Genomic DNA, 13343 nt, shown 5'->3' on the forward strand with positions numbered 1-13343 from the left:
ATGAAATTCCTCGATCAGGCCAAGATCTATGTGCGCTCCGGTAACGGCGGGGCGGGTTGCGTGTCGTTCCGGCGCGAGAAATACATCGAATACGGTGGTCCCGACGGCGGGGACGGCGGCAAGGGCGGCGATGTCATCGTGGAATGCGTCGATGGCCTCAACACGCTGATCGACTACCGCTACAAGCAGCATTTCAAGGCCGAGACCGGTATTCACGGCATGGGCCGCAACCGCACGGGCGCCCATGGCGGCGACGTGGTTCTGAAGGTTCCCGTCGGCACGCAGATCCTGGAAGAAGACAACGAGACGCTGATTGCCGACATGACCGAACTCGGTCAGCGGGTGCTGCTCTTGAAGGGCGGCAACGGCGGCTTCGGCAATGCGCATTTCAAGTCCTCGGTCAACCAGGCGCCGCGCCGGGCCAATCCGGGTCTTGAGGGGGAAGAAAAGTGGATCTGGCTGCGGCTGAAGCTGATCGCGGACGCCGGTCTGGTCGGCTTGCCCAACGCGGGCAAATCCACCTTCCTGTCGAAGGTTTCCGCGGCCAAGCCGAAGATCGCCGACTATCCCTTCACCACCCTTCATCCGAACCTCGGGATCGTGCAGATCGACGGCAACAGTTTTGCCATGGCCGATATTCCGGGGCTGATCGAGGGCGCGCATGAAGGCACGGGGCTTGGCGACCGGTTTCTCGGCCATGTGGAGCGCACGCGGGTGCTTCTGCATCTGGTCGACGGCTCCGGCGAGGAAGATCCCGGCGAAGCCTACAAGATTGTGCGCGGCGAACTGGAAGCCTATGGCGCGGGGCTTGCCGACAAGCCGGAAATCGTTGCCCTTTCCAAATGTGACGCCCTGACGGAAGAACTGATCGCGGAAAAATCCGCCAGCCTGGAAGCGGCCTGCGGCCAGAAACCGCTGATCCTGTCCTCGGCCAGCGGGCTCAACGTCGACCGGGCACTGCGCATGATCGTGCGCGCCATCGACAAGGACAAGGAAGACGCCGCCAATCAGGTGCCCTCGCCCGAGCAGGAGGGATGGCATCCCTGATGACCGCTGACCGCCGTCTCAAGTCCTTCAATCGCATCGTCGTCAAGATCGGGTCGGCCCTCCTTGTTGGAGAAGGGGTGCTGAAACGCACCTGGCTGGATGCGATGATCTCCGACATCGTTCATCTGTCCGAGGCGGGCGCGGAAGTGCTGATCGTGTCCTCCGGGTCGATCGCCCTCGGACGTGGCGTCCTGGGCCTGCCGAAGGGGCCGCTCAAGCTGGAGGAGAGCCAGGCGGCTGCCGCAGCCGGGCAGATCGCCCTGGCGCAAGCCTATGCGGATGCGCTCGGCGCCCACGGCAAGAAGGCCGGGCAGATCCTGCTGACCCTTGGGGATACGGAAGAACGGCGGCGCTACCTCAACGCCCGCGCCACCATCGGCACCTTGTTGAAGATGGGCGCGGTGCCGATCATCAACGAAAACGATTCCGTCGCCACTTCGGAAATCCGCTATGGCGACAACGACCGCCTGGCGGCCCGCGTCGCGACCATGGCCAGCGCAGATTGCCTGGTGCTTCTGTCCGATATCGACGGGCTTTATACGGCCCCGCCCCATCAGGACCCGAATGCGGTCTTTCTGCCGGAAGTGCCGCGCATTACCCCTGAAATCGAGTCGATGGCCGGAAGCGCCGGATCGGAACTCTCCCGCGGCGGCATGAAGACAAAAATCGATGCGGGCAAGATCGCAACGGCTGCCGGCACCACGATGGTGATCACCTCGGGCAAGGAACTCAATCCGCTCAAGCGGCTCGACGAAGGTGCGCGGGGGACCTGGTTTTCCGCGCTCAGCTCGCCGGCGAGCGCGCGCAAGGCCTGGATCGGAGGCCATCTGGAACCGCGCGGAGAAATCATGCTGGATGACGGCGCCCTCAGGGCCCTGAAATCCGGCAAGAGCCTGCTGCCGGCGGGCGTCCTGTCCGTTTCCGGAAGTTTTTCCCGAGGGGATGCGGTTGTTCTGGTTGATCCGTCAGGGCGGACCATCGGCCGCGGCCTGATTGCCTATGACAACGACGAGGCGCGGCTGATCGCCGGGCGCAACAGCCGCGAGATCGAGGCGATCGTCGGTTATCCGGGGCGCGCGGAAATGATCCATCGGGACGATCTTGTTCTGGATGATGCCTTTTTGAACGGAACGGGTTAAAACCTTTCAGGAAATACGGCTGAGGCGAGCCGGAATGACAGGAGTTGGTGAGTATGCTGGAAGCAGTCAAGGCAAAGTCGACCGAGGACTTGATGGCGGAGATCGGGCAGCGTGCCCGCGCCGCCGGCCGGATCCTTGCCACCGCCCCAGCTGATCGGAAAAACCGCGCCCTTGGCGAGATGGCCGCCGCCGTGCGCGCCGCGGTTCCCGACATCCTTGCCGGCAACCGGATCGACGTCGAGACCATGAAGGCCAACGGCCAGACGGCTGCCTTCCTGGACCGGGGCACGCTCGACGAAGCGCGTATCGAGGCCATCGCAAAGGCCCTTGAGGACATCGTCGCCCTCGACGATCCGGTTGGTAGTGTCATCGCCGCCTGGGAGCGTCCGAACGGCCTGAAGATCGAGCGCGTGCGCACCCCTCTCGGAGTGATCGGCGTGATTTACGAAAGCCGGCCGAATGTAACCGCCGATGCCGGAGCCCTGTGCCTGAAGGCCGGCAACGCCGTGGTCCTGCGCGGCGGGTCCGACACCATCCGCTCCAACATGGCCATCCATGCCGCCCTGCAGAAAGGTCTTGCCGCTGCCGGTCTGCCGGAAGACGCCATCCAGATCGTTCCGGTCACCGACCGGGCCGCGGTCGGCGAAATGCTGCGCGGCCTGAGCGGCAATCTCGACGTCATCGTTCCGCGCGGCGGCCGCAGCCTGGTGGAGCGCGTTCAGACCGAAGCGCGCGTGCCCGTCTTTGCGCATCTGGAGGGACTGGTGCATATCTTCGTCGACAAGGCGGCGGACCTCCAGAAGTCGGTGGATGTGGTTGTCAATTCGAAACTCCGCCGCACCGGCATCTGCGGGGCGCTGGAAACGCTTCTGGTGCACGACGCCGTCGCACACAGCCATCTGCCGGTCATCCTGAAGGCCTTGCGGGAAAAGGGCTGCGAGATCCGCGGCTGCTCTTGCGTGCGCGACATCTGCGAGAACATCGTTCCGGCAAGTGAGGAAGACTGGTCGACCGAATACCTCGACAAGATCCTGTCGGTGAAGGTGGTCAAGGATCTCGATGCCGCCATGGACCACATTGCCGTCTACGGCTCCAACCACACGGACTGTATCCTGACGGAAGACCAGGCCACGGCGGACCGTTTCCTGGCGGAAGTGGATTCAGCCATCGTGCTGCACAATGCCTCGACGCAGTTTGCTGACGGCGGCGAATTCGGCATGGGCGCGGAAATCGGCATTGCGACCGGCCGCATGCATGCACGCGGACCGGTCGGGGTCGAGCAACTCACCAGCTTCAAATACAAGGTTCACGGGGCAGGCCAGACGCGTCCATGAACCTTGCCACTTCCGCGGCCGGACTGAAGGCTCACTGGCTGAAGTTGCCGCACGCGGAGGCCGGCAACCGCATCGGCCTGTTCGGCGGCTCCTTCAATCCGCCCCATTCCGGCCACCGTCTTGTCGCGGCCACCGTACTGAAACGCCTTGGCCTCGACCAGGTGTGGTGGCTGGTTACGCCCGGAAATCCGCTCAAGAGCCATTCGGAACTGGCGCCGTTGGAATGGCGGCTGCGGCAGACCGGGACGCTTGCCGATCATCCGCGCATGAAGGTGACGGCCTATGAGACGGTTCTGGGCACGCCCTATACGGCAAGGACGATCAAGGCGCTCCAGACACTGCGTCCAAAGGTGCGATTCGTTTGGGTCATGGGTGCTGACAATCTGAGCGGTTTCCACCGTTGGCAGGACTGGCGGTCGATTGTGGCATCGGTGCCGGTCGCGGTGGTCGACCGCCCCGGGGCCTCTTTACCGGCGCTGTCATCGCCGCTGGCAAAAGCCTATGAAAAATATCGGGTTAGAGAGGAAGACGCGGCCTTGCTGCCTGATCTTCCGGCTCCGGCCTGGACTTTTTTGCATACGCCGCTCGACCAAACATCATCCACTGATTTGCGGGCATCGGGAAAACGGTAAATGCGAGATTTCCCATGAAATTGCTGCCGTCTTGAAAATGCCAAACGGGACGCGGTAATATATAGACGGCCGCAGCGAACGCGGCCGAGGTACGGTCACCGCTCCTGCATCCAAAACGGGTGACGTACGAAGTCGAACGTAACTGTTCGTGACGACGTTGGACGCAGGACGGCTCTTAAACGGCGAAAGGCACAACACCTGACCATGACCCTTGAAAGCGAGCGGACAAGCATGTCCACTCCTCTGCAGGCTTCCGTGAGAGAAGATCTTGCGGCAGACCTCCTCGATACGGTTCTCACCAGTCTTGAAGACTCCAAAGCCGAGGACCTGGTTACTCTCGACATCGCAGGCAAAAGTTCCCTGGCCGATCACATGGTGATCGTGTCCGGCCGTTCCCACCGTCATGTGGGCGCGATCGCGGATCATTTGCTGAAGGATCTGAAATCGTCCGGTGTGCGTTCCGCAACGGTCGAGGGACAGACCACCTGCGACTGGGTGCTGATCGATGCGGGCGATGTGATTGTTCACATTTTCCGTCCGGAAGTGCGCGGCTTCTACAATCTGGAAAAGATGTGGGCGCCGGAAACGGACGAAGCACCGCAATACATCGGCTGAACCGGCATCGGGGCCCGGTCGAAAGGCCTGGACCCGCCGGATGGCAAGCCTGATCACCGGATCCTGATCCGGCGGAGTTTTTATGCGCTTTACGCTTTCCTGCATTGGCCGGATGAAGGCCGGTGCGGACAAAGACCTTTTCGACCGTTATCTCGATCGGGCCCGCAAGACCGGGCGCGGACTTGGTATCACCGACGTTGCCCTTCACGAAATGCCGGAAAGCCGCGCGCAGCGGCCGGAAGACCGCAAGGCTGACGAGGCGAAGGCCTTGCTGGGCGGACTTGCGGGCGGCGCCCGCCTTGTCGTGCTTGATGAAAACGGCAAGAACCTCACCAGCCCGAAGTTCAGCGAAAGGCTTGAAGCCTGGAAGGATGAGGGGGTTCCCGAGGTTGTCTTTGCAATCGGCGGTGCGGACGGGCATGGGGCCGAGGTTCTGTCGAGGGCGGATCTGAAGCTTGCCCTTGGGGCGATGACCTGGCCGCACCAGATCGCACGTATCCTGCTGGCGGAACAGATCTACCGGGCCATGACCATCCAGTCCGGCCATCCTTATCACCGTGTCTGACGAAACGGATCCGAACATGGCCGAGTTTTCCACCGCTCCAACGCTCGAGACGGAGCGGCTGATCCTGCGGCCGATGACGATGGCCGACTGGCCGGAGTATGCGGCGCTGATGCGCTCTGACCGCGCCCGGTTCATGGGCGGGCCGCATTCCGGGGACGCCGCCTGGGGGATGTTCTGTCACGACGCCGCCCAGTGGCCATTGATGGGGCACGGCGCGCTGATGATCGAAGACAAGGTGTCGGGCGCCTGCCTTGGCCAGGTCGGCGTCAATCACGGGCCGCTTTTTCCCGAACATGAACTCGGCTGGTTCCTGTATGAAGGCGCGGAGGGCAAGGGCTGTGCCTTCGAGGCTGCCCGGGCTTTTCGGGATTGGGCGCGCTCCGTCAGACGGCTGCCGGCCCTGGTGAGCTACATGGATCCTGGCAACCGCCGCTCGGCAAGACTGGCGGAAAGACTGGGGGGGCGACTGGACCCGGATGCGCCGCGCACCGACCCGCGCAGCCTTGTCTACAGGCATTTCGGGGGATAGGCGCGCCGGGGCGCCCGGCGCGCTGACCAGCCGGTGATTTCGGACATCAGGCTGCCGCCGCGTTCCATTGGCGATCGGGAAAAGCGGAAATCGGCGGAAAAACGGGCTTCTGCCCGTATCTCGCCGCATTCAACACGTAGGAAAAATCCGAGGTTATGCGGTCCACGCGCGGGAGAAGGCGTTAATCAGCCGGTCATCTGGGTAAACGGTTCGTTAACGCAGACTGTGTATCGCAGGAAGAAGTAACCTTTGGGAGCTAGGGCAGGGTGATGCCGGATCGCATCAGGAACATGCGTTCAGGACTCAGGAGACAGTGGCTTGGGGCCGGTCTCGTGAGCGGTGTCGTAATGTCCGCGCTTCTCGGATCCGGCCAGGCGACGGCGACGGAAAGCGTCGAAGAGACCGTGCAGGAACAGACGGCGGTAGCACCGGAGGTGAACGCTGCGATCGATCGCAAGAAAGCGCGCGAAGAGGAACTTGCGGCTCTTTCCCGCGATATCGAGATTTCAACGGACAGGCAGGCTGCGATAGCCCGGGAGATCAGGGCGCTGGACCGTGACCGGGAAACGCTGAATGCGAAGATCATCAGCACGTCCGACACGATCAAGGGCCTGGAAACGGAACTGAGCGATACCGAACGGCGGCTCAGGAGCCTCGGCGAAAACGAGGACGCGGTGAAACTGTCGCTGATTGCGCGCCGCGACGTGCTGGCGGAAGTGCTGGCCGCGCTGCAGCGCATCGGCCGGCGGCCGCCTCCGGCGCTTGCCGTGCGTCCGAGCGACGCGCTTTCTGCGGTCCGCAGTGCGATTCTGCTGAATGCCGTGATGCCTGAGCTGAAAGTCGAAACGGAGGCCCTGGCGGCTGATCTGGAGGAATTGCACCGTCTGAAGAACGTGATTGCCGAGGAGAAAAACCGTTTGCGCGGCGACGCCATGCGATTGGCTGAGGAAAAGTCGCGGCTAGAGCTTCTCTTGAGCGCAAAAAGGCAGGAACATCTGAAATCGGTTCAGGTCCTTGAGAAGGAGAAGAAAAGGGCCGCGGAACTTGCAGAGCAGGCAGGCTCTCTTGAGGAATTGATCGCCAGCCTGGAAAAAGAGATCGACAGCGCTCGGGAAGCCGCGGAAAAATCGCGCAAGGCCGCGCTGGACGCCAAGGGCAAGGCATCGCGCAGTTTTGATCCGTTCGCGGACCCAGGCAGACTGGCGCCCGCGATCGCCTTCCAGGACGCGAAGGGCCAATTGCCGCAGCCGGTTGCCGGAACGCTGCTGAAGGATTTTGGCGAAGAGGATGAATTCGGCGGTGAGACGGAAGGTCAATCTATCGCCACAAGGCCGGGGTCAAATGTGACGTCGCCGGCGGACGGCTGGGTGGTCTATTCGGGACCGTTCCGTTCGTTCGGACAGCTCTTGATCCTGAATACCGGCGACGGCTACCATGTGCTGCTGGCCGGAATGGACCGGATCGATGCAGAGTTGGGGCAGTTTGTCTTGACCGGGGAGCCGGTCGGTGTGATGGGTGCGACACAGTGGGCAAGCGCTTCGACTTTCGGATTGGGCTCGACCCAGCCGATACTATATGTAGAATTTCGGAAGGACGGCCGTGCGATCGATCCCACTCCATGGTGGGCGCGCACAGAAGAAGAAAAGGCTCGCGGATGATACGGAAAGCTTCCTTGCTGCTGGTGGGGGCCCTGGTGGGCGCCGTGGCAGTTACGACCATGTCCCAGATGCCGCTCAATGTTTCCGTGGCAGCCAACGCGGCGGCAACGGACACGTACCGGCAGCTCAATCTGTTCGGTGACGTTTTCGAGAGAGTCCGTTCGGACTATGTGGAAGTTCCCGACGACGCCCAGCTCATCGAAAGCGCCATCAACGGCATGCTGACGTCGCTCGACCCGCATTCCAGCTATATGTCGCCCAAGAGCTTCCGCGACATGCAGGTGCAGACGCGCGGTGAATTCGGCGGGCTTGGCATTGAGGTCACCATGGAAGACGGCCTTGTGAAGGTGGTCTCCCCGATCGACGACACGCCAGCCGCGAAAGCCGGGGTGCTGGCGGGCGACCTGATCACATATATCGACGGTGAGCAGGTGCAGGGCCTGACGCTGAACGAAGCCGTCGAAAAGATGCGCGGTCCGGTCAACACCGATATTGTGGTCACTGTCCGCCGCAAGGGCGTGGCCGATCCGTTCGATATCACCATCACCCGCGACATCATCAAGATCCGCTCCGTGCGCTGGCGCGAGGAAGACGATGTGGGATATATCCGCATCACCCAGTTCAACGAACAGACCTTCGACGGCCTGAAGGACGGCATCGAGAAGATGACGGCCAGCATCGGCGAGGACAAGCTCAAGGGCTTCATCGTCGACCTGCGCAACAATCCGGGCGGGCTGCTGGATCAGGCGATTGCCGTTTCCGACACGTTCCTGGACCGGGGTGAAATCGTCTCCACCAGGGGCCGGGAAGCGGATGAAACCCAGCGTTACAATGCCCGCGCGGGCGACCTGACGGCCGGCAAACCCGTGATCGTGCTGGTGAACGGTGGCTCGGCTTCCGCATCGGAGATCGTTGCAGGTGCCCTGCAGGATCACCGCCGGGCGACGATCCTGGGAACCCGTTCCTTCGGCAAGGGCTCTGTGCAGACCATCATTCCGCTCGGCGCCAATGGTGCCATCCGCCTGACGACCGCCCGTTACTACACGCCGTCGGGAACCTCCATCCAGGCGAAAGGCATCGCGCCGGATATCGAGGCGTTGCAGGACCTGCCGGAAGAGCTCGTCGGCCGTGTGAACACCAAGGGCGAAGCCGGACTGCGCGGTCACCTCGAAGCATCCGAAGGCGAAGAGGAGGGCGGCAGCCAGGCCTATGTGCCGGCCGATCCCAAGGACGACACCCAGCTGAAGCTGGCTCTGGATCTCCTGCGCGGCGTTCAGGTGAACAGCGCGTTCCCGCCGGTTTCCGACAGCGCGGCGGTCAAGAACTAAGATCAACAGAGCGCGCCGGTGACCCGGCGCGCTCCTCTCCGTTTTCGTTCTGCGTATTCAAATAACAACGATGTTGCCGGGTGCTCACCGGTCAAAAGGCTCAGGACGGTATGTCGAGCGAAGATCTCACAGCTCCCCTAGGGATGGGAAAGCGGCGGCTGGTCAGGCTGCCGTTCGGACTTATCGGAGCGGGTATCCTGAGTGTGGTCGTCACCACCACACTCGTCTGGATCGCGGTCGTGGATGACCCGTTCGGCGGCGAACCGGTCGCGGTGCTGCCGCTTGATGCAGTCGTCGAAGGCGTGACGTCCCAGGATATCGAGGTTGTCGAAATCCGGCCGGGCATCGGCGACGATCTCGGCCCGAACCTGCGGCCGCAATCAAGCCAGGATCTGCTCGGCCCCCGATACCAGATGATCATGCGGCCGGACGGTCTGGAGCCGGATGCGCCGGTGACAGGCCTTTCCGTCACGCCGGATACGCGCGTCATCGAGCGGTCAGAGGCCGGTCTCCTGCCCAGGATAAGCGATGCAGGCGTGCGTCCCCTGGATGCCTATGCCCGGCCGATCCGGCGCGAGTTCTCTTCCATTCCGAAGATCGCAGTTGTCGTCAAGGGCCTGGGGTTAAGTGAAACGGGAACCCGGAACGCCATAAACAGGCTGCCGGCCGACGTTACATTCGCACTCGCGCCCTATGGCGACGGGCTTGGGGGCTGGATGCAGCAGGCCCGGTCGAAGGGCCACGAGCTTCTGCTGCAACTGCCGCTGGAGCCATTCGATTTTCCGGACAACGATCCGGGACCTGACACGCTTCTCGTCAGTCTGCGCCCGAACGAAATGGCGGAACGGCTTGCCTTTTTGCTGACCCGCGTCACGAACTACGTCGGCACGATCAACGAAATGGGGGCCCGTTTCACCTCGACCAAGCCGTCCATGCAGTTCCTGATGGAGAAACTGAAAGCCCGCGGGCTGATGTTCGTCGACAACGGCACCTCTTCCCGCAGCATCGCCGCAAGCGTTGCCGGGGAAACCCGCACACCCTTCAGCGGTGTCGATGTGGTTCTCGACGAAGTGCCCCGGGAAGACAATATCGACGCCAAGCTCCTGCAACTGGAAGGGATCGCACGCGCCCGTGGTGTCGCGGTTGCTGCGGGATCGGCGTTGCCCGTCACTGTGCGGCAACTGGAAAAATGGTCGCGTGACCTTGAAGAACGGGGCCTTCAGCTGGTACCCATCAGCGCGACGATCGACAGATAGTTTCCAACAGGGGTTTTCGTGACAAAACTTGAACTCGGACCGGAATTTCCGGAGCCGGTGGAGGGGTTGCCGTACCGCCCCTGTGTCGGAATCATGCTGATCAACCGGGAAGGCAAGGTCTGGATCGGCAGCCGTGACGACGGGGCGCAAAGTTCCAGTTACGAATATTCCTGGCAGATGCCCCAGGGCGGGATCGACAAGGGTGAGGCGCCGGAAAGCGCGGCGCGGCGCGAGCTTTACGAGGAGACATCGATCAGCTCCGTGACGCTTCTGGAGGAAGCTCCCGAATGGTTCGCCTATGACTATCCTGCCGATGTCGCGAAATCCTCGCGCAAGGGCAAATTTCGTGGCCAGGCACAGCGCTGGCTCGCGTACCGTTTCGACGGCCCGGACGAGGAAATCAATATCCTGACCCCACCGGACGGGCATTCCGCCGAATTCAGTGCCTGGCGCTGGGAAGACGCGGCGCGCCTGCCGGACCTGATCGTGCCGTTCAAGCGGCCTGTCTATGAACGGGTCGTGGCCGCCTTCTCCCATTTGACAGCCTGACCCCGGCCGGCCGCGTTCAGCGAGAGCGTTCTCAAAGCGTCAGCATTTGAAGTCTGCTTGTCGTTTTTCAAACAGACAGGTCCAGATCGCATGGATACCATGCCGCGCAAAAGGAGCGTTGCCGCCGAGAACGGGAAACCTGTTCAGGCCGGTCGCGCTCCTCATGTCAAATGCTTGTGTGCTTTCCCGGCGAACGGCGAAACACACCGGAACACTTGGGAGGAACGCCAATGTCTTTCGGCAAGGGGCTTTCACGAAAGCCGTCCCAGCCAAAAGGGCGTCAACTGGAAGATGCTGCCCTGGCAGAGGTTCAGGCGCTGCTGGGCGACGAACCGCGCCGCCGCGATCTCCTGATCGAACATCTGCACAAGATCCAGGATGCGCACGGTTGCCTGGAGGCCCGCCACTTGAAGGCGCTGGCAGAGGAAATGCGTCTTTCCCAGGCCGAAGTGTATGAAGTGGCGAGCTTCTACCATCATTTCGATATCGTTCGCGAGGGCGAGGCGAAACCGGCGCCTGTGACGATCCGCGTTTGCGACAGCATCGCCTGTTCCCTGAAGGGCGCTGATGCATTGGCTGCGGCGCTGGAACAGAGCACCGATCCGGCGCGCGTCCGTATCCAGAAAGTCGCCTGCATCGGCCGCTGCGCCGGGGCGCCCGCCGTGCAGGCCGGCAAGCGGGCGATCGACAATGCCGATGAGGCAACTGTTCGTGCTGCCGTTTTCGAAGATGTGAGCGCTCCCGTCATTCCGGACTACGTCGCGCTTGAGGCTTATCGCGCGGGCGGCGGCTACAAGTTGCTGGACCGCGTGCGGTCAGGGGAACTCGATGCTGGTTCGATTGCCGACATGGCTTTGGAAGCGGGTTTGCGTGGCCTTGGCGGGGCAGGTTTCCCGACTGGTACCAAATGGAAGATCGTTCATGATCTGCCGGGACCGAAATATCTGACCATCAATGGCGATGAGGGCGAGCCCGGAACCTTCAAGGACCGTGAACATCTGGAACGGGACCCACACCGGCTGCTGGAGGGGGCGCTGATCGCCGCTCATGCGATCTCCGCCGAGCGCGTCTACCTCTACATGCGCGACGAATATCCGGCGGTTCTGGAAATTCTGCACACCGAAATCGCAGCCCTGCGCGAGGCCGGGATCATCACAACCATCGACATCGAACTTCGCCGGGGGGCAGGGGCCTATATCTGCGGCGAGGAGAGCGCGATGATCGAATCAATCGAGGGCAAGCGCGGCTTGCCGCGCCACCGCCCGCCCTTCATCGCCCAGGTCGGGCTCTTCGGCCGACCGACGCTGAACCACAATGTCGAGACCCTGTTCTGGATCCGCGACATCGTCGAAAAGGGGCCGGAATGGTTCGCCTCTCAGGGAAGGCGCGGCCACAAGGGCTTCCGGTCGTTCTCCGTCTCCGGACGGGTGAAGCAGCCGGGCGTGAAACTGGCACCGGCCGGCATCACCATGAATGAGCTCCTGGAAGAATTCTGCGGCGGCATGGAAGACGGCCACAGCTTCAAGGGCTATCTGCCGGGCGGAGCGTCCGGCGGCATTCTTCCGGCCTCGCTGGCGGATGAACCGCTCGATTTCGGCACGCTCGACAAGTACGGCTGTTTCATCGGCAGCCATGCCATCGTGGTATTCTCGGATCACGACGACATGCGCGACGTGGCGCTGAACCTGATGCGCTTTTTCAAACACGAAAGCTGCGGCCAGTGCACGCCCTGCCGCTCGGGTACGGAGAAAATGGAACATCTGCTGGCGGACCGGGATTGGGACGAGGCGAAGATCGGGGATCTCGATTCCGTCATGCGCACCGCGTCGATCTGCGGTCTGGGCCAGGCGGCCAGCAATCCTGTCATGTCAGTGCTGAAGTTTTTCGCTGAGGAGTTCGAGAAATGAGCAGGATCACTTTCTCTCTCGACGGCAAGACGGTGACCGCCGAAGACGGCGAAACCATCTGGCAGGTGGCCAGACGCGAAGGCGTTGCCATTCCGCACCTCTGCCACAAGGACGCGCCGGGCTACCGCTCGGACGGCAACTGCCGCGCCTGCATGGTCGACGTCGAAGGCGAACGCACGCTGACGGCTTCCTGCGTGCGTACGCCTGCCGAAGGCATGGTCGTGAAGACAGCCACCGAGCGGGCGGAAAAGGCCCGCGAGATGGTGTTCGAGCTTCTCGCCGCCGACCAGCCGTCCCGCGACAATCATCCCGATCCCGACAGCGACTTCTGGAAATGGTCCGACAGGCTCGGCGTGACGTCCAGCCGTTTCGCGCCTTGCGCAAAGCCGGCGCAGGACATTTCCCATCCGGCGATTGCGGTCAATCTGGACGCCTGTATCGCCTGTAACCTGTGCGAACGCGCCTGCCGGGAAGTGCAGGTCAACGATGTGATCGGCATGGCCGACCGTGGCTCGCATACGGTCCCGGTCTTCGACCTCGGAGACCCGATGGGGCTTTCCACCTGTGTGGCTTGCGGTGAATGCGTATCGGCCTGCCCGACGGGCGCGTTGATGGAAAAGAGCCTTCTGGACGCCAGCGCAAGCAAGCGGGAAGTCTGGGCGGAGGAGACCATCGACAGCGTCTGTCCCTTCTGTGGTGTTGGCTGCCTGACAAGCGTTTCGGTCAAGGACGGCAAGATCGTCAGCGTGGAGGGCCGCAACGGCCCGGCCAACGAGAACCGGCT

13 protein-coding genes are annotated in these 13343 nt (G+C 62.6%); all 13 read left to right on the forward strand.

What is annotated here, in order from left to right; translation table 11 throughout:
* Entirely contained in the window at nt 1-1047 is a 1047-nt protein-coding gene (obgE, locus tag ACQY7U_RS20125; protein ID WP_428648413.1) for a GTPase ObgE, read from the forward strand.
* Nucleotides 1047-2186, forward strand: a complete 1140-nt coding sequence (gene proB, locus ACQY7U_RS20130; protein ID WP_428648416.1) for a glutamate 5-kinase — start codon at nt 1047-1049, stop codon at nt 2184-2186. The genes obgE and proB overlap by 1 nt, the downstream gene beginning before the upstream one ends.
* 53 nt (nt 2187-2239) lie before the next feature.
* The gene (locus ACQY7U_RS20135; protein WP_428648418.1) at nt 2240-3520 is read left to right on the forward strand and encodes a glutamate-5-semialdehyde dehydrogenase; all 1281 of its coding nucleotides are present in this window, start codon (nt 2240-2242) and stop codon (nt 3518-3520) included.
* Nucleotides 3517-4152 (forward strand): nicotinate-nucleotide adenylyltransferase, encoded by a 636-nt coding sequence (locus ACQY7U_RS20140; RefSeq protein ID WP_428648421.1) that lies wholly within the window; start codon nt 3517-3519, stop codon nt 4150-4152. The genes ACQY7U_RS20135 and ACQY7U_RS20140 overlap by 4 nt, the downstream gene beginning before the upstream one ends.
* A gap of 231 nt (nt 4153-4383) precedes the next feature.
* Nucleotides 4384-4767, forward strand: a complete 384-nt coding sequence (gene rsfS, locus ACQY7U_RS20145) for a ribosome silencing factor (RefSeq protein ID WP_428648424.1) — start codon at nt 4384-4386, stop codon at nt 4765-4767.
* An 82-nt stretch (nt 4768-4849) separates the two neighbouring features.
* Nucleotides 4850-5332: a 23S rRNA (pseudouridine(1915)-N(3))-methyltransferase RlmH gene (gene rlmH / locus ACQY7U_RS20150; protein ID WP_428648426.1), complete on the forward strand. Its 483-nt coding sequence runs from the start codon at nt 4850-4852 to the stop codon at nt 5330-5332.
* Nucleotides 5333-5348: 16 nt separating this feature from the next.
* A complete protein-coding gene (locus ACQY7U_RS20155) occupies nt 5349-5861 on the forward strand; it encodes a GNAT family N-acetyltransferase (RefSeq protein ID WP_428648428.1) in 513 nt (170 codons plus the stop codon).
* Between the two features lie 332 nt (nt 5862-6193).
* Complete coding sequence (locus ACQY7U_RS20160) at nt 6194-7519, forward strand: murein hydrolase activator EnvC family protein (protein WP_428648431.1); 1326 nt, start codon at nt 6194-6196, stop codon at nt 7517-7519.
* Nucleotides 7516-8847: a S41 family peptidase gene (locus ACQY7U_RS20165; RefSeq protein WP_428648434.1), complete on the forward strand. Its 1332-nt coding sequence runs from the start codon at nt 7516-7518 to the stop codon at nt 8845-8847. Before ACQY7U_RS20160 ends, ACQY7U_RS20165 begins: the two co-directional genes overlap by 4 nt.
* 110 nt (nt 8848-8957) lie before the next feature.
* A complete protein-coding gene (locus ACQY7U_RS20170) occupies nt 8958-10103 on the forward strand; it encodes a divergent polysaccharide deacetylase family protein (RefSeq protein ID WP_428648437.1) in 1146 nt (381 codons plus the stop codon).
* A gap of 18 nt (nt 10104-10121) precedes the next feature.
* Entirely contained in the window at nt 10122-10652 is a 531-nt protein-coding gene (locus ACQY7U_RS20175; RefSeq protein ID WP_428648440.1) for an RNA pyrophosphohydrolase, read from the forward strand.
* A gap of 230 nt (nt 10653-10882) precedes the next feature.
* Nucleotides 10883-12559, forward strand: coding sequence for an NAD(P)H-dependent oxidoreductase subunit E (locus tag ACQY7U_RS20180; protein WP_428648443.1), 1677 nt, complete (start codon nt 10883-10885; stop codon nt 12557-12559).
* Nucleotides 12556-13343 (forward strand): 2Fe-2S iron-sulfur cluster-binding protein (locus tag ACQY7U_RS20185; RefSeq protein WP_428648445.1); only part of this gene is annotated, 788 nt, incomplete at its 3' end. The genes ACQY7U_RS20180 and ACQY7U_RS20185, both read left to right, overlap by 4 nt.

The organism is Roseibium sp. (assembly GCF_050301095.1).
Lineage (GTDB): Bacteria > Pseudomonadota > Alphaproteobacteria > Rhizobiales > Stappiaceae > Roseibium.